At 52.0% G+C, this 17,575-nt stretch carries 16 protein-coding genes; 12 read left to right on the top strand and 4 right to left on the bottom strand.

The features are described from left to right. Positions 1–79 precede the first annotated feature (79 nt). Positions 80–682, top strand: a complete 603-nt coding sequence (locus BN54_RS02880) for a nitroreductase family protein (RefSeq protein WP_019205638.1) — start codon at positions 80–82, stop codon at positions 680–682. 89 nt (positions 683–771) lie between these two features. Here BN54_RS02880 and BN54_RS02875 read toward each other — a convergent pair whose 3' ends face one another. Further along, positions 772–1,170, bottom strand: coding sequence for a ribonuclease HI family protein (locus tag BN54_RS02875; protein WP_019205637.1), 399 nt, complete (start codon positions 1,168–1,170; stop codon positions 772–774). 43 nt (positions 1,171–1,213) lie between these two features. Here BN54_RS02875 and BN54_RS02870 point away from each other — a divergent pair, with 43 nt between their 5' ends. From BN54_RS02870 to BN54_RS02830, 9 genes are all read left to right on the top strand, one after another. After that, positions 1,214–1,609, top strand: coding sequence for an EbsA family protein (locus BN54_RS02870; protein ID WP_019205636.1), 396 nt, complete (start codon positions 1,214–1,216; stop codon positions 1,607–1,609). Between the two features lie 2 nt (positions 1,610–1,611). Beyond that, positions 1,612–2,064 (top strand): signal peptidase II, encoded by a 453-nt coding sequence (gene lspA, locus BN54_RS02865; RefSeq protein WP_019205635.1) that lies wholly within the window; start codon positions 1,612–1,614, stop codon positions 2,062–2,064. After that, entirely contained in the window at positions 2,065–2,985 is a 921-nt protein-coding gene (locus BN54_RS02860; RefSeq protein ID WP_019205634.1) for an RluA family pseudouridine synthase, read from the top strand. Between the two features lie 47 nt (positions 2,986–3,032). After that, positions 3,033–4,109 (top strand): carbamoyl phosphate synthase small subunit, encoded by a 1,077-nt coding sequence (locus BN54_RS02855; RefSeq protein ID WP_019205633.1) that lies wholly within the window; start codon positions 3,033–3,035, stop codon positions 4,107–4,109. Further along, entirely contained in the window at positions 4,106–6,556 is a 2,451-nt protein-coding gene (locus BN54_RS02850; RefSeq protein ID WP_019205632.1) for an ATP-binding protein, read from the top strand. Before BN54_RS02855 ends, BN54_RS02850 begins: the two co-directional genes overlap by 4 nt. 373 nt (positions 6,557–6,929) lie before the next feature. Next, complete coding sequence (locus tag BN54_RS02845; RefSeq protein ID WP_019205631.1) at positions 6,930–7,877, top strand: aspartate carbamoyltransferase catalytic subunit; 948 nt, start codon at positions 6,930–6,932, stop codon at positions 7,875–7,877. After that, the gene (pyrC, locus tag BN54_RS02840) at positions 7,877–9,169 is read left to right on the top strand and encodes a dihydroorotase (protein WP_019205630.1); all 1,293 of its coding nucleotides are present in this window, start codon (positions 7,877–7,879) and stop codon (positions 9,167–9,169) included. The genes BN54_RS02845 and pyrC overlap by 1 nt, the downstream gene beginning before the upstream one ends. Continuing rightward, a complete protein-coding gene (locus tag BN54_RS02835) occupies positions 9,157–10,068 on the top strand; it encodes a dihydroorotate dehydrogenase (protein WP_019205629.1) in 912 nt (303 codons plus the stop codon). Before pyrC ends, BN54_RS02835 begins: the two co-directional genes overlap by 13 nt. 258 nt (positions 10,069–10,326) lie before the next feature. Continuing rightward, the gene (locus BN54_RS02830; protein WP_019205628.1) at positions 10,327–12,504 is read left to right on the top strand and encodes a bifunctional metallophosphatase/5'-nucleotidase; all 2,178 of its coding nucleotides are present in this window, start codon (positions 10,327–10,329) and stop codon (positions 12,502–12,504) included. Between the two features lie 46 nt (positions 12,505–12,550). On the opposite strand, the gene BN54_RS02825 is transcribed toward BN54_RS02830, so the two are convergent. Beyond that, on the bottom strand, positions 12,551–13,477 hold the full coding sequence (locus tag BN54_RS02825; protein WP_019205627.1) for an L-lactate dehydrogenase: 927 nt from the start codon (positions 13,475–13,477) through the stop codon (positions 12,551–12,553). A gap of 120 nt (positions 13,478–13,597) precedes the next feature. Here BN54_RS02825 and BN54_RS09800 point away from each other — a divergent pair, with 120 nt between their 5' ends. After that, a complete protein-coding gene (locus BN54_RS09800) occupies positions 13,598–14,113 on the top strand; it encodes a nitroreductase family protein (protein WP_019205626.1) in 516 nt (171 codons plus the stop codon). A gap of 58 nt (positions 14,114–14,171) precedes the next feature. On the opposite strand, the gene BN54_RS02815 is transcribed toward BN54_RS09800, so the two are convergent. Further along, positions 14,172–14,996 carry a Cof-type HAD-IIB family hydrolase gene (locus BN54_RS02815; RefSeq protein ID WP_019205625.1) on the bottom strand — a complete coding sequence of 275 codons (825 nt, stop codon included), beginning with the start codon at positions 14,994–14,996 and terminating at the stop codon, positions 14,172–14,174. Between the two features lie 117 nt (positions 14,997–15,113). Between BN54_RS02815 and BN54_RS02810 the strand changes: the two genes are divergently transcribed. Next, on the top strand, positions 15,114–16,475 hold the full coding sequence (locus BN54_RS02810) for an RsmB/NOP family class I SAM-dependent RNA methyltransferase (protein ID WP_019205624.1): 1,362 nt from the start codon (positions 15,114–15,116) through the stop codon (positions 16,473–16,475). 37 nt (positions 16,476–16,512) lie between these two features. Here the strand turns inward: BN54_RS02810 and fni are convergent, their stop codons facing one another. After that, entirely contained in the window at positions 16,513–17,571 is a 1,059-nt protein-coding gene (gene fni / locus BN54_RS02805) for a type 2 isopentenyl-diphosphate Delta-isomerase (protein ID WP_019205623.1), read from the bottom strand. Positions 17,572–17,575 lie beyond the last annotated feature (4 nt).

The raw sequence follows: 17,575 nt of genomic DNA, 5'->3' as shown, positions 1-17,575 counted from the left end.
TTCTACTTGAACACTAACTATTAGTAAGCTATAATAAAACCATCAAAACAAATGACTAGCAAAAAGGAGCAAATTACTTATGAAGCAGGAATTTTTAAACTTAGCCAAGCAACGCCGCACGATCTATGCTTTGGGCAAGCAGGTTGATTTCTCAAACGCGGAATTGGCTGACTTGATCAAGGAAGCTGTTAAGTTGGCCCCAACGGCCTTCAACTCCCAATCCACCCGGGCCGTGATTGCCTTTGGGCAAGCGCACGACAAGGTTTGGGAAATCGTTCGCGAAAGTTTGCGAAAGGTCGTTAAAGATGACGATGCCTTTGCCCAAACTTCCGCTAAGATTGACAGTTTTAAGGCCGCATACGGGACGGTCCTTTACTTTACTGACATGGACGTGGTTCACAATTTGGAAAAGCAATTCCCAGCTTACGCTGACAACTTCTACGACTGGTCAGAACAAGCAATGGGGAATACGAACTTTGCGGTTTGGACGGCTTTAGCGGAAAACGGGCTGGGGGCAAGTCTCCAACACTACAACCCGCTGATTGATGAAGCAATTGCGGCTGAATTTGACGTTCCGGCTTCCTGGAAGCTGCGGGCAGAAATGCCATTTGGCTCGATTGAAGCCCCAGCTGGCGACAAGGAATTTATGGCCGATGACGACCGTTTTAAGGTTGTGGACTAAGGAACCCTAAAATTTGGTAAGAAAAAGGCGGAAGGACTAAAGATCGCTTTAGTCGCTTCCGCCTTTTTGGTATACTTTTCTTGACATGATTAGTGAACGGCTAGGGCTTCATGGAGGGCTTGGGTTGCGAGATGATGGGCGCCGTGATTTTGCTTTTCTGGAATCCATTGGGAAATCACCAGGTTGAATTGCGCCATTTGCCTTTGTAAGGCGGCCAGTTCCGGGGCAAAATGTTTGGCGTAGTTTTTTTGTAAGGCGTCGGCCAATAAGCGACTGTCAGTATAGAAATAGACGGCTTCCGTGGGCGCAAAGTGGTCCAATAAATAAGCAAAGCCAAATTGGGCTGCCGCAAATTCACCGGCGTGGTTTGACAATACCCCGGCGCTTTGGTGCAATTGGAATTGCTGCTGGTGCGCAACGACTAGGGCCCCCAGTCCGGTTGGCCCTGGATTGCCCTTGGTTGCCGCATCGGTATAAAGTTTAATCATGTTTCATCACCACTAATAAAAGAATAATTTACAGGAGTCTAACATGGAAGAAGAACGAAAACAATATTTTTATCAACCGGATATGACGACCGCCATTATTAATTGGTGCTGGGTCTTGCTGATTCTGGTGGTCGGCATTATTATTGCCTTTGAATATACCTATTTTCAGTGGGTGACGGCAACCTTTATTGGCGTCTTCTTGATCATTGCGGGCCTGTCGATTTTTCGGCGGACGCTGGTGGTTACCCCGACCAAACTGGTCTTTTCGCGGGTTTTGCAGGGGCAATTTATGACGATTCCCATTAAGGATATCCGGCAACCGGTGTTTACTAACCATACGATGACGATTACGGTTCACGGTGAAGTAATGACATTCTCCTTTTCGCGCCGCTCCCTTGCTTCCCTAAAAGCCTTTTTGCGGGCCGCTCAGGAGGCATAATCATGGTGTGGCTGAGACAATTGCTTTTATTGATCGGCTTAGTTGGGAGTGATCAACTGGTCAAATGGGCTACGCAGACTTGGCTGCCCTTAGGCCGGGTCAAAACGATCATCCCGGGGGTGGTGGCCTTGACCAACCTGCATAATGACGGCGCGGCCTGGTCAATTTTAGCCGGTCAACAGGTTTTCTTTATTGGTTTGACCCTAGTGGCCGTGGTGCTCTTGGGGTATTTGCTGTGGCGTTATTGGCAACAGGGGTGGTTACGCTTGAGTCTCACCTTGATTTTGGCGGGCGCCGTGGGGAACTTGATTGACCGGCTGGCACACGGCTATGTTGTTGATATGTTTGAGCTACAATTTATCAATTTTCCCGTTTTCAACGTGGCTGATATCTGCCTGACCCTTGGCGTCGGGTTAATGATTTATTTGGTATTAACAGAGAAGGATGAAGAATAAATGACCTTACAAACGACAATTACGGTGGCCCCAGGCCAGAGTGGCCGCTTGGACAAACAATTGGCCCAGTTGTTGCCAACGGTTTCGCGTTCTCAATTACAAAAATGGATTGATGACGGTCAGGTTTTAGTGAATGGGCAAGCGGTCAAGGCGAAATTTAAGGTTAAAGTTGGCGACGTGATCCAGGTGGATGAACCGGCGCCGCAGACGATTGACCTGGCGCCGGAAAAAATGCCCCTGGAGATCGTTTACGAAGATGAAGACGTCTTGGTGGTCAATAAACCCCAGGGGATGGTCGTCCACCCAGCCGCCGGCCATCCCAATCATACCCTGGTGAATGGCTTGTTATACCATAGTCCATTATCGACAATTAATGGCGAATTTCGGCCGGGGATTGTCCACCGGATTGATAAGGATACTTCGGGGCTGTTGATGGTCGCCAAAAATGACGTTGCGCACCAGTCTTTGGCGGCCCAACTCAAGGCCAAGACAACGACGCGGGAATACGTGGCCTTAGTCCACGGGGTAATCCAAGAACAGCAGGGAACAATTAATGCCCCCTTGGCCCGCTCACCCAAGGACCGGAAAAAACAGGCGGTGGTGGCTGATGGCCGCGCGGCCGTTACCCATTTTCGGGTGTTGGAACGGTTTGCGGCCTATACCTTGGTAGCGTGTCGATTGGAAACGGGCCGGACCCACCAAATTCGGGTTCATATGAAATACATTAATCATCCCTTGGCCGGGGATCCACTTTACGGCCCCCGCAAAACGTTACCGGGGGCAGGGCAATACCTTCATGCCCGCTTGTTAGGCTTTCAGCACCCGAAGCAAGGACGGCGTGTTACGGTTACAGCGCCCTTGCCAGCCGCCTTTCAGGCCATGATTGAGAAGTTGCGAAAAACGGCCCCCAAGCAAGATTAGCATTGTGTTAGAATAAAACTTGAATATGCAGAGTTGGGGTGAGAATTGTGGCAGAACGCTATTTAATCTTAGAGGATGGCACGGTCTTTAGCGGCGAGGGCTTCGGGGCCCCGGCGGTAACTTTTGGTGAGGTCGTCTTTAATACTGCGATGGCGGGATACCAAGAAATTATTACCAATCCCGTTTATTTTAACCAAATTGTGGTCTTTGCTCAGCCAAATGTCGGGAATTTGCCCCTGCATCGGAATATCTATGAAACGATTACGCCCCCGATTAAGGGGGTGGTCGTGCGTGATTTAGCGGCGTTTAACCGCCAGGGCCCCCGGCAGGTCAGTTTAGATCAGTACCTTCTGCAAATGAATATTCCGGGCGTTACTAATATTGATACGCGGGCTTTGATTCACCGCTTGAATGCGGCCGGGCGGCCCTTGCGGGGCAGTATTGTGCCCGTAGCGGATGACCATGCCTTTGACCAACTGCACGCCACCGTTTTGACTAACCAACAAGTTGCCCAGGTGGCAACTCCCAAGCCCTTCCCGAATCCTGATGTCGGTCAGACCGTGGTGGTCATCGACTTTGGTCTGAAAAACGGGATTTTACGGGAGCTGTCCCGCCGGAAGTGTAACGTGACAGTGTTGCCTTTTTCCGCCAGCGCGGAAGAAATTTTGCGCTTGGACCCTGATGGGGTGGTCCTGTCAAGTGGGCCGGGAAATCCCCAAAACGTCCGTAGCAGTGTCTTGACGATGATTCAGACGGTACAAAAGCGGGTGCCCCTCTTTGGCATTGGCTTGGGCCATGAATTATTTGCGTTGGCCAACGGCGCCAAAATTCGCCGCTTGCCGGTTGAACACCACGGCCAAAATCACCCGATTAAAGAAATTATTACGGATCAAATTGTCTACGCTAGTCAAGCGGAAGGCTTTTTAGTTGAACGCGATAGTGTTGATCGGCAGGCCCTGTACGTCACGTATGTTGACTTACTGGACAATTCAGTCCAAGGCTTGCGCCACCGGCAATATCCGGCCTTTTCCGTGCAATTCTTCCCGGACGGGGCGCCGGGCCCGGATGAAACGAATGCCTTGTTTGATGAATTTATGGAAATGATGAAGGAGGAACACCTGTGACGGCGGAACCAGTAGTTTTAATTATTGGGGCGGGGGCCGATAACCTTCAGCACGAAGGGGAGCTAAATGCCGCTTTGGTCAAGGTGGCCCAGGCCCTAAAAAAAAGTGGTTATCAGACCCACTTGATTGACAATAATCCCTTCAATGTCGCGCCAGAATTGCCGGCGGTAATTGACCATTATAGTGTAGCTGCGCCAACGGTAGCGAATTTAACCCGGGCAATTGAACAGCTTCAGCCAGCGGCTTTGTTGCCAACTTTGGGCGGCCGGGCCGCTTTACAAGTAACGGAACGCTTAGCTACCAGTGGGATTTTAAACAAGTATGGCGTTAAAATTATGGGAATGCCGGTCGCCACGATTCGGCAGGTGAACAATCCGTCGGTCTTAAATCAGACGCTCAAACAGATTGGGGCGACCACGAAAAAAATTGCCCCGGTCACAACTTATGCTGATGCCCGTGATTTGGTTGATGAGATTGGGTTTCCGGTCGTGGTGCGGTCGGTTGTTCCGCAAGCCGGGAGTTTGCGACGGATTGTCCACGATTATCATGAGCTCCAATTAGCGGTCAGTACTGCGATCCAACACTCACCTAGCCACCAAGCGATGGTTCAACAAAGCTTAGCGGGTTTGAAGGAAATCGAGGTGGTGGTGGCGCGCGACCAATCGGGGATGATGATGCAATTGGCAATGGTCGAAGATCTAGATCCGATTGGGATTCACGCGGGGGATTCAGTGGCGGTCTTGCCCACGCAAACGTTACTGGATCGCCAAATTCAAGATATGCGGGATGTGGCCTTTAAAATTACCAGGAAGTTGCGCGTGGTGGGGATTAATCATGTTCAATTTGCCCTCAATCAACTTACGGGGCAGTTTTACGTGATTAAAAACAGCCCGTATTTTGACCGGTTGGCGACCTTTGTGGAGCAAGCGACGGGTTATCCGGTTGCCCGGGTTTATGGGCATTTGGTGGCCGGCAAATTATTACGTGATATTCGCTTGGACCATGGCTTGGCCAAGCATACTGCGGCGATGGAACCGGTCTTAGATCGGACGGCGATTCGCTTGCCAGTCTTTGCCAACGATCAACTGGGGGTCCAAAATAAAGAATTAACAACGGAAAAGCAATCAGTTGGGAGCGTGCTAGGCTTGGGTCGCAGTTTACTTGAGGCCCTCCTCAAAGCCTTGGGTGAATTGCACCCGGATTTTTACGCTTTGGCCGACCTGGGGGATGAAGAATTGGATCAACTTTTGATCCATCCGCGGCCCAACCGTCTCCTACCCGTGTTTGAAGCGATTCGCCGTGGCTATTCAACCAGCGAATTGAGTGAATTGACCAAGCTGGACCAGTACTACTTGGACCAATTTAAACGCTTGGTTGAATTAGAAAACCGGCTTTTGCAAGCCCCCAAGGATCGGGCGGCCTTGACGGCAGCTAAGTATTGGGGCTTTTCAGATCGCTTAATCGGTCAACTGTGGCAGTGCTCAGTGACTGAGCTGCGTGCTTTGCGCCAAGAGTGGCAAATTCACCGCACCTTTAAGGAAGTTGATCCGTCGGCCGGTGAGTTGGCGCAACATCCGGGGACGTATTATGCCACCTTTGAAATGGAAAATGAAAGCCAACCGGTCGCTAAGCCCCGGGTGCTGCTGTTAGGGGCGGGCCCCCGGACCTTAGGCAATGGAGTGGCCAATGACTACCTGTTGACGCGGGTGGCCGCGGAATTTAAGCGCCAGGGCTATGCAGTCGTCGTGGTTGAGGATAATCCGAACAGTGCTTTACTCAACCGTGCGGTGGCGACGAAATGCTACCTGGAACCCCGCGACTATGAACGGGTAGCAGCAATTATGGCCCTAGAACGGCCGGATTACTTGGTTAGTTTGGCCTGTCCGTTTACTGCGGAACTTCCCTTGGTCAAGGCGGGGACAACCCGGGCCTTGGCGTTACCGCCTGCGAGCTTGACTGCCCCGGTGGCCCACGAAGTGCGTTACCAATATAACGTCTTTTTTGATGGTCACTACACTTATCCGCTGGGGATTACCCGGTTGCTATTGACCCCAGCCGGGATAAAAACCGAGTTTGCCCCGGATTTGCCGGCCGGCTTAGGTCAGACGCTGGCTCAAGCGGGAGAAGCGGCGGTCAGTCCCGAGCTTGCTCCAGGCCTTTATCAAGTGGAAGGCCAATTGATTGATGGCCAATTGGCGATCCAGCCGATTCACCAACCAGCGCCTTGGATGCTGGTCTTTTTGAGCCAGGTCACTGGTTTGGACTTAGCGGCCGTGTGGGTCCGGTTAGCTCTGCAAAAATTTAGTGGCCGCCTGTTAACGGCCGCCATGCAGGGGCAACGCCGACAAGCCACCCGGTTAGAAGCGCTGTTTCCGTATGCAGCCTTGCATTTAAACCGGTCCACTCGTTTGAGTGAGATGATGGGGGCCCGGTTGGAAATTGAGTAAGAAAATTAGCAACTGGTATGCCAAGGATTTTGGCACCAGTGCTTTTTATGGCTGAGTAGTTTAGGTTTAAGCTTTGCACTTGGTTTTTGATGAGCGAGCAAAAAATTAACCCACCGCTCTTGACATTTTCCGGCGATCACGTATGATAATAGACAATCAAAGTCCTTTAAGTTAGTCCAGAGAGGCTAGTAAGGTGCAGTCTGATCGTTAAAAATAACTTCCGACTACCCGCTTGCCGTCCAGGGCAAGCGGGTTTTCTTAATGGACTTGGTGGATTTCATTAACGCGCTCCCGTGAGAGCCCGATGAAAGCCGCACGTGGCCAACATGGGGCCTCCGGGTGAATGCCGGTGAACCGGTAAAGGAGGAAAAAGATGACGATAGTTCGTTTACCCCACTTTGTTTCCGTTGAAAACCTCACGGTGGATCAAACCTTGGCGCTGATCAAGCGGGCGGAAGAATTTAAGGCGGGCACCCCCGCTCCCGAATTGCGTGAACCTGTTTACGTGACGAACATGTTCTTTGAAAATTCAACCCGGACCCATACCAGTTTTGCCATGGCCGAAAAAAAGCTGGGCCTGACGGAGATTCCCTTTGATGCCAGCCATTCATCGATTAAAAAAGGCGAAACCCTGTATGATACCTGCCTGACCATGGACGCTTTAGGCGTGGATTTAACGGTTATTCGGGCCAGTGAAAATGAGTATTACCAAGCCTTGATTAACCCGCAAGCCGATGAACACCTGTCCATTGGGGTAATTAACGGGGGTGACGGCAGTGGTCAACACCCATCCCAATGCATGTTGGATATTATGACGATCCATGAACACTTTGGCCATTTCACTGGGTTGAAGGTGGCGATTGTTGGCGATATTACCAATTCCCGGGTCGCCAAATCCAACATGGAAATTTTAAATAAACTGGGGGCCGAAGTCTTTTTCTCGGGGCCAGAATACTGGTATGACCACGCCTTTGATCAATACGGGACGTACTTGCCAGTTGACGAATTGATTGGCCAAGTTGATGTGTTGATGCTGTTGCGGGTTCAACATGAACGGCATGCTGGGGATGCAAATGAAGCCAGCTTTGACGCCGCTCAATACCACCAACAATTTGGGATTAATCAAGCCCGCTACCAAGCAATGAAGAAGTCAGCCATTATTATGCACCCGGGCCCGATCAACCGGGGGGTCGAATTGGCCAGTGAGCTGGTGGAAGCCCCGCAATCGGCCTTTGTTGAACAAATGACCAATGGGGTCTTCATGCGCATGGCAATGCTGGAAGCCGTCTTGCGGGGGCGGAAGTTAGGGGGCCTGGCCTAATGGCAACGAAAATTATCAACGGAACCGTCTTTTTGGCGGGGGAGTTGCAACCCGCAGAGTTGTTAATTGAGGAGGGCAAAATCCAAGCACTGGGGACGAACTTGCCAGCAGCAGAGGTGGTAATTGATGCCCAAGGAAAATTAGTAACACCCGGTTTAGTCGATGTGCACGTGCATTTACGCGAACCAGGCGAAAGCCAAAAGGAAACGATCGCTACTGGTACGCTGGCGGCCGCCCACGGTGGTTTTACGACGGTTGGGGCAATGCCCAATGTGGTTCCCGCCCCGGATACCCCGGCGCGCGTGGCCACGCAAATCCAGGCGAACCAAGCCCAAGCCAAGGTCCACGTGGCTCAGTATGCGACGATTACAACGGGGCGGACCGGCGATCAGTTGGTTGATATGGCCGGGGTCAAAGCAGCCGGGGCCTTTGCCGTAACCAATGATGGCTCTGGTGTACAAACCGCTGGCACGATGTACCAAGCGATGCAAGCTGCCCAAGCCGCGGGTTTGCCCCTTGCCGCCCACGTGGAAGATGATTCGCTGTTGTTTGGCGGGGCCATTAATGCCGGTCAGCGCGCCGCCACCTTGGGCATTCCCGGAATTCCCGGGGTCGCTGAATCAGCCCAATTGGCCCGCGACCTGGTCCTTGCTCAGGCGACCGGGGTCCATTATCACGTTTGCCACGTTTCTACGAAGGAAAGCGTAGCGCTGATTCGTCAAGCCAAGGCGGCGGGAGTGCACGTCACGGCTGAAGTCAGTCCGCACCACCTCGTGCTTTGTGATGATGAGATTGAAGCGGAAAATACCAATTACAAGATGAATCCTCCCCTGCGGGGGCAAGCCGACCGGGCCGCCTTGCTAGCGGGCTTGTTGGATGGCACGATTGATATGATTGCCACGGACCATGCGCCGCACACCTTAGCGGACAAGGGCCCCGATTTTGTCACGGCCGCCAACGGGATTACGGGTCTTGAGACGGCCTTCCCGTTACTGTATACCCACCTGGTCTTAACCGGCAAAGTGACGTTAACTCAGTTGTTGACTTGGTTGACGCTGAAGCCGGCGCAAAGCTTTGGATTGACGGGTGCCGGGCGCTTGGCCCCGGGGCAACCTGCTGATCTAGCGATTTTTGATTTGCACCAGCTGGTAACCTTTACGGAGCATGATTACTATTCCAAGGGGCTCAATACGCCCTTTACCGGGTGGCCCTTGCAAGGGAAAAATTTATTGACGATGGTGGCCGGTGAGGTCGTGTACCAAGCAAAGGAGGCCCAATTGTGGAACGCTTAGCAGTCAATTTGCCGGGTTTGTCGTTACGTAATCCGTTGATGCCCGCGTCGGGGACCTTTGGGTTTGGGGATGCTTTTGGGGCTGAACAAGTCAACTTTAATCAGTTGGGGGCCTTCGTAATGAAGACCACAACACCGACGGCCACGACTGGCAATCCCCAGCCGCAGGTGGCCAAACTGGTTGACGGGGTGATGAATTCGGTGGGGTTGACCAATCCGGGGGTGGAAGCCGTCGCCACGCAAAAAATTCCGGCCTTTAAAAAGGCCCATCCCTACCTGCCATTAATTGCCAGCGTTGGCGGTGATACGGTGGCCGATTACCGGATGGTAGCCCGGCGCTTGGCACAAACGGGTTTGGTTGATGCACTGGAAATCAACGTCTCTTGTCCAAACGTGGCAACTGGGGGAATGGCGTTTGGCGTTGATCCCCACCAAGTAGAATTGGTGACCCAAACGGTTAAGCAAGTCAGTGGGCAAGTGCCGGCCTATGTAAAGTTAACTCCGAACGTGACTTCGATTGTTGAAATCGCCCAAGCTGCCGAAGCGGGTGGGGCGGATGGCTTGAGTCTGATCAATACGGTCTTAGGCTTGCATCTTGATATTCAAACCCGCAAACCCGTTTTGGGCAACGGCATGGGAGGTTTTTCAGGGCCAGCGATTAAGCCGTTAGCGGTGCGGATGGTTTATCAAGTTGCACAAGCGACCAAGCTGCCAATTATTGGCATGGGTGGCATTGAAACGGCTGCCGACGTAATTGAGTTTATGATGGCGGGCGCCGACGCCGTAGCCATTGGGGCCGGGCACTTTAAGGACCTCAACATTTGCGGTCATATTGCGGTTGACCTGCCCCCGTTAATGGATCGCTTGGGAATTGGTTCCCTTAATGATTTACGCCGCTAAGTAACAAGTGTCGGACTGAAGTTGGTAAAGGAAGGCGGGAAAGTTGCACTTTTTCGGCTTCCTTTTTCGTTTTTATGCCAATGGTCTAGCTTTAGTCTCCGTAATTCTGAACTCGGGGCCCCAAGCTTAGCCCCTAATTAAATATGCATCTATCTTAATGATTAATAAATTTAGCGCTCATTGTTGTAAGCGCTTTAAAGATTTGGTATATTCATGACAATGTTGAAGCTGTAATGAAGAAATGATGGAGGAATTCGAATGCGAAAAACCACAACCCGGTCGTTGCTAATGTGCGGCTCCACTTTATTGGGACTTTCCCTGTGGGTGAATGCGGTCAAGGCTGATACGACCACCTCACCAGTGATTGCCAATCGAGCCGTAGTCACCAGCTCGCAGTCGCCAACGGCAAGTCAAACTGCGCCGGTACCGGTGGTGACCAACCACGATCAAGCCGCCAAGCCAAGTCAAACCACTGATTGGGCGAACCCAGCTGCTTACCAAGGCAAAGTCCCGGTGCAAATTTTAGGGATCAATGATTTCCACGGTGGTTTGGAAATGGGCGGCAAAGCCACGATTGATGGCCACACCTACCAAAATACGGGGACCGCGGACCGGTTAGCGGGCTATTTAAACGCGGCTGAAGCTGATTTTAAGGCGGCCAATCCGACCGGAACGACGATTCGAGTGGAAGCCGGGGACATGGTCGGCGCGTCACCAGCCAATTCAGCCCTACTGCAAGATGAATCGACCATGCAGGCTTTAAAAGCCATGGGGATTTCCATCGGGACCCTAGGTAATCATGAATTTGATGAAGGGTTACCCGAATACTTGCGGATTGTAAACGGGCAAGCGCCAACCAAACAGTACAATGAGGCGGAAATGGCCTACCCGCACGTACCAAGTGGGATTTCGATCATTACGGCGAACGTAATTGACAAACGCACGGGGGAAGTCCCTGATGGCTTGCAGCCATACTTGATTCAAGAAATTCATACTGCCGATGGACGGGTGGTCAAATTAGGCTTTATTGGGATTGAAACGACTTCCTTGCCAATTTTAACCTTGTACGATAATTACAAAGATTACGAAATCTTGGATGAAGCCGAAACGATTGCCAAGTATGATCAAATTCTCCGGCGCCAGGGGGTCAATGCGATTGTGGTGTTGGCCCACACGGCGGTGGCTTCCAGCAATGGTACGACCAAGGGGGATGCGGTCGATATTTTACAAAAATTAAATCAACTGGATCCAGCGAATAGCGTTGATATTTACTTGGCGGCGCACTCTCACCAGTATGCCAATGCCAAGGTAGGCCAAACCCATTTGGTGCAGGCCATTTATACTGGGAAGGCCTATGACGACATTATCGGTTATTTGGATCCAGCCACGAATGATTTTGTTGCCGACAGTGTCGTTGCCCATGTTTATCCGGTCTTGTCAGAAACTGACGATCCGGCGACGCAGGCCGATGCTAAGGTACAAGCGATTGTGGCGGATGCCAACCAACGGGTCGCCCCAATTATTAACAAGCAAATTGGCCAAGCGGCAACCGCTGAAACCATCACCGGGCGGCTGAATAATTCACCAACCATGGAGAATGGCGCCGGAGAAATTGTGGTTGATGGGCAATTATACGAGGCCCGCAAAGCCGGGTTGCCAGCCGACTTTGCGTTGACCAATACCGGGGGCGTGCGTGCCGACATCGTGGTGGGGCCAGATAAGTCCATCACGTGGGGCGCTGCCCAAGCCGTGCAACCCTTTGGTAACATTTTGCGCGTGGTGGAAATGACGGGTGACCAGATTGAAGCTGCTTTGAACCAACAATATGATGAAGAGCAAAAATTCTACTTGCAGATTGCGGGCTTGAAGTATACGTATACTGATCAGGCCGATCCTAACCAACCATACCGGGTGGTGCAAATGTTTAAATCCGATGGGACTCCGTTACAAGCCGATCAAACTTACCACGTGGTTATCAACGACTTTTTAGCCGGAGGCGGGGATAGTTTCACGGCCTTTAAAGACACCAAGTTGGTTGGGATTGTCGGCCAAGATACAGAAGCCTTTATTGATTATATTACCGACATGACCAAGCGGGGGACGCCAATTCAAATGCCGGCCCTCGACCGGAAGGTGTACCTGACTGCGGCCCAAGTCGCAGCCCTTAAGCCGGCTGGTGAAGGGGAAACAACAGGGCAGCAACCAACGCCGTCACCGGCGCCAACCGGCTTGACCCCGTTGTTAACGGATGCGCCAGTTGAGCTGCTAGCGGCTGCTCAAGCGCCTGGACAGCAAGCCCAAGCAAGCGTCTCCCAAACTACAACTACCCAAGCTGTGCAATTGCCGCAGACCGGGACGGCCCCGAATTATTGGGCGCTGGCCGGTTTAACATTATTAAGTCTCCTGGGGATTAAAGCGCCGGTTCGGCGCCAATAATTAAAAAGCATTTGGTGCCAACCAGAGGGCACCAAATGCTTTTTGCTTACTTCGCGTTGCTTTCTTCGAATTTAGTCTTAATGTAGTCCGCAGAGACTTGCAACTTGGCAAGTTCCTCATCGGTCAAATTCAATGGCACCCGGGCAAGGATCCCATCGGCCCCCACAATGGCAGGGTAGGAAAGGTAGAGGCCGTATTCTGCTACGTAGTTAGAAACAGGCAGTTCACTGTGGGCATCTGAGAAGATCGTTTCAACCAGACGCACCGCCGCAGTTGCAATTCCGTAGCTGGTATATTTCTTACCGTAGAAGACTTCAAAGCCACCCTCGCGGGCTTTTTTATCCAGGTCGACTAAGTCCAGCCCCTTTTCAGCCGCAATTTCGGTAATGGGCTTTCCCAATACCCGGACGGTTGACCAAGCCGTAAATTGGGAATTGCCGTGTTCGCCAAGGTTATAACCAACGACGGAGCGCGGATCAAGGTCTAACACCTCAGCCACCGCGTGCTTCATGCGCGCCGAATCCAAGAGCGTCCCCGTCCCAATCACGTGTTCCTTAGGTAAGCCGGTTCCTTCTTGGTACAGCATGGTAATCACGTCTACCGGGTTGGTAATCACCACCAACTTACCGTGGAAGCCGGCCGCTTTGATTTGCTTGGCGACTGCTTTTACTTGTTGGCTGGTGTATGGCAACTCCGCAAAGCGATCGTTGTCTGGATTGTCTTGGAGTTTAATATTCCCCAGCGCCGACACGATGATATCAGTATCAGCCAACTCCGCGTAATCGTTGTAGGTGACTTCTACGTGGTGTGGCAGGTTGGCCATGGCATCTTTAAAGTCAATCGCGTCAGCTTTGACCTTGCCTTCGTTTAAGTCAAACAAGACTAACTTATCAACTAAACCAGCCACAACCAAGTGGTGGGCCACCGTTTCGCCGACGTGGCCATCCCCGATTACAGCAACCTTTCGTGACATATCATCAACCCCTTGATTTAATTAATTTTTAACTTAATTCTAATTTAACATTTAAAAGGGATAATAACAAGCGAAAAAGCGGTTTCTGCGGTAGAATGAAAATAGATTGGAGGAATGAGCATGAATCTAACGACGGCAATTCAATTACGGCAGGCCAACCGGGAGTTTAAGGCGACCCCGGTTGCCCCGGATCAGCTGGCAGCTTTGAGAGAAGCCGCCAGCTACGCGCCAGTAGCGCGAGGGCGGTACAATGAATACTTACTGACGGTTGTAACCGATCGCCAGGTGATTGATGAGTTAGAAGCTGCCGATACGGGGCACCCCTTTTATGGGGCCCCGGTGGTAATTGTGTTATCAACGACCTTAACCAATCAGGCGGGTTACCTTAGTGCGGGGATGATCGCCCAAAATATTGAGCTCAAGGCCAGTGAGTTGGGCCTGGCCTCATGCACGATTTTAGGGGCGCTCAAGGGCGGGATTGAAAGTTCAGTCGCCGCCCGCACGGCGCTTGGCTTGCCAACCGATTATGTACCGGTGGTCGCCATCGCGATCGGTCATCCGGCGCATGAATTAAAACCCCGTCACTTTGTAACGGATCGCTTGCGGACGATTACTTTGACGCCTGACCAAGCCTAAAAAAAGAGAGGACCAATCACCACTGGTAAAATTAGGCCTGGTGATTGGCGCTCTCTTTTTAATTTAGGTCGGCTAAATCCCGTTTGAAATACTTCTTTAAGTACCGGGCGACCCCGGCGTGATCGTTGTCATACTCGGTTTTGTCATCCGCCACGGCTTTGATGACCGCGATGGCGTTTTTCATTGCCACCCCGCGGCCGGCGTAATCCAACATTTCCAAGTCATTATGCTCGTCCCCAAAGGCAATGATGTTTTGACGCTCAATTTGGTAGAATTTAGCGACGTGGTCCAAACCATCTTCCTTGTGAATGCCGCGGTGAATCAATTCCATGATTTCATAAGGCCCGCCCCACACCCGGGGTTCGACCAGTTGGCCGTAGCGTTGGTCGATTTGGTTTAAGACGCGTTGCTTTTGTTCAGGGGTGTATTCAATGGTCAGGGCAATCGGGTCGTTTAACAGGTTTTGCGCGTTTAGGTACTGGTCTTGGCGTAAAGTGGTGGGCAAAAATTCTGGTAACATATCAGTTGGATGATCGGCCCACACGTGAAGTTTATCTTCGGCGACTAAGGTTTTTAATCCCAGCTCGTCTTTGGCATCCAACAGGTCTAAACTCATTTGCCGGGAGACCTTCGCAATTTTTTCTCCCGCCCACTTTTGGTGGGGAATGTGAGTCAAGGCCCCATTAAAGTTCACCATCGGCGAGGTCAAATGGAGCTGGTCGTAGATCCGTTGGGAAATCAAGTAGGGGCGGCCGGTAACAATCACGACTACGTGGCCCGCCCGTTCCAGTTGGTGGAGCGTAGCAATCGTTTCAGCATCAAGTTGCGAATGGCGGTTTAACGTGGTGCCATCCAGGTCCAAGGCAATTAAGTGGCGTTGCATAGCAGTCGTCCTTTCGTTTCAGCGTGCTAATTATTATACCACGAAAGGAAATGATTGCGTCACATGAAGCAGGGCGGTACAATGGATCGGAAACTAATTTGGAAGGAACGATGCAATTTGCAATTACCCGCTGCCTTTATTGAAAAATACCAACACCTGCTCGGCGCGGAGGCGCCGGCCTTTTTGGCGACCTTTGACCAGCCGAGTCAAAGTGGTTTTCGGACCAATCCGCTCAAAAATGGTCAGCCGACGGCCAGCATCGCGGCTGCCAGTGGCCCGACTACGCACGTTAAAAATGGTTGGTTTGGCAAAGTCAACGGTAAAAGCTTAGACCACGTAACCGGCTGGGTGTACAGTCAAGAACCATCAGCGATGACCGTCGGTGAAGTAGTTGCACCACAGCCGGGTGAGCGGGTCTTGGACCTGTGTGCGGCTCCCGGGGGCAAGAGCACCCATTTATTGGCTCAAATGCACGATACGGGCTTATTGGTTGCCAACGAAATTTTTAGCAAGCGGGCGAAAATTTTGGCGGAAAACCTGGAACGGTGGGGGGCGAAAAATGCGGTCGTAACTAATGAAGCCCCGGATCAGTTAGCGCCTCATTTCTCCCAGTTTTTTGATCGGATCTTGGTGGATGCCCCGTGTTCTGGGGAAGGGATGTTTCGCAAGGAGCCGGCGGGGATTGAATATTGGACTCCCACCTATCCGGCGGAGTGTGCCAACCGGCAAAAGAAAATCTTGGCTTCAGCGCTGACGATGTTGAAGCCGGGCGGGACCTTGGTTTATTCAACGTGTACCTTTGCGCCGGAAGAAGACGAACAAGTCATTGCCTGGTTGCTTAAAGAATATCCGCACTTAGCCTTAGTCCCGATTGAAAAGACCGCGGGAATGGACGATGGTCGGCCATCGTGGGCCGATGGCAATCCGGCTTTAGTCAAAACTTGTCGCTTGTTTCCGCACCATTTCGCGGGGGAAGGCCACTTTATTGCGAAGTTGGTTGACCAACGGCCAGCGCTGGCCCCTAAACCAGCTCGCAAAAATAAAAAGCGCCAAACCAACGGCGCATTACGGTTGAGTAAGGCCGAATTTGCCTTGGTCCAAGCGTGGTTTGACCAAGTGGTACCATCGTTTGAGCTGGAGCGGCTGGTTAAATTTGGCGATCAGGTATATGCAGTTCCCACGGCGATGCCAACATTGAATGGCTTGTCGGTTTTGCGGCCGGGTTTGCACTTAGGAACGTTGAAAAAACGCCGCTTTGAACCGGCCTTAGCACTAGCCTTGGCCTTGGCGCCGGAGCAAGTGACAAAGCGGGTAGCTTTAACCATGGAACAGTGGCGAGCATACGTCCACGGGGAAGCCTTACCGTTTGAAGCTCCCGATGGCTGGGCGTTAGTCGTGTGTCAAAATCACAGTTGTGGTTGGGGGAAGGTTGCCAACCGGATTTTAAAAAATTTCTACCCGAAGGGGCTACGTTTCTAAGTCGATTCTAAAAAAGAGCGGGAATTCCCGCTCTTTTTTAGAATTCGCTATTCCTTTGGCTAGTGCGTTGCCGCCAAAAATTGGTTAAGTTACTGTCCCAAACCGTTTCGATTTGGTCAGCGTCTGCGGTCGTCTGAATGCCCAGCAAAGCATACAACCGTTTTAGTTCCCGGGTCCAATGGCTGAGCTCTTGATCAAGCCCGGTTTCACCTTGGCGTAATAAGCAATGAAGGAAGTAACCCGCGACCCCGGCAGCCTTGGCACCCAGGGCCAGACTCTTCATCACATCCAGCGGGGAAGTAATCCCACCGCTGGCTAAGATCGTTGGGCGGGTGCTTGCTGCTACCCGGCGGGCTTCCAAGAGACTTTCGGGAGTCGTCAGGCCAAAATCATACAGGTCCGCAAAGGATTCCTCATGATTGCGGCGGTCTTCGATCATGGCAAAGTTTGTCCCGCCGCGGCCGGCAACGTTTACGATGGTGGCTCCCAGTTCTGCCAATTCTTGAATGGATTGGCTGGTCATCCCAAAGCCGACCTCTTTGATAATTACGGGGACTGGAAGGTGAGTGATGATCTCGCGAAGGTGGTCCCGCCACAGAAAAGCCCGGTCGCCTTCGGGCATGACGGTTTCTTGGGCGGCATTCAGGTGAATTTCCAAGGCATCGGCCTTGATTAAATCCACTGCCGCTTGGGCCTGGGCTAAATTGGCACCGGCGCCGAGGTTAGCGAAGAGCAGGCCGGTGGGGTTTTCTTCCCGTAAGCAAGTAAAGGAAGCCTTGGCAGCCGGATCCTTAAAGATGATGCTCATGGAACCGGTCGCCATGGCTAAGTGATGGCGCTTGGCTAGCCGGGCCAATTGGCGGTTGATGCGGGTGGATTGCTGACTGCCACCCGTCATGGCTTCGATAAAGAAAGGCTGCGTTAACGTCAGCTCGCCAACGGTGGTCCTTAAATCGACCGCAGCGACCGTCGTCTCGGGTAAGGCCTTGGGCATTAGCCGGACTTGGTCGAAGGGATGCTCAGCATGGCTTAAGGCGTATTGCTTTTCAGCCAAGGAGAGGTGTTCGACCTTGCGGTGGGCTTGAATTGATTCCATAACG

Origin of the sequence: Limosilactobacillus ingluviei str. Autruche 4, assembly GCF_000312405.1 — a bacterium.
In the GTDB taxonomy this organism is placed as follows: domain Bacteria; phylum Bacillota; class Bacilli; order Lactobacillales; family Lactobacillaceae; genus Limosilactobacillus; species Limosilactobacillus ingluviei.
The sequence above is the reverse complement of the archived record's forward strand: the minus strand, read 5'-3'. Positions and strand labels throughout refer to the sequence as shown.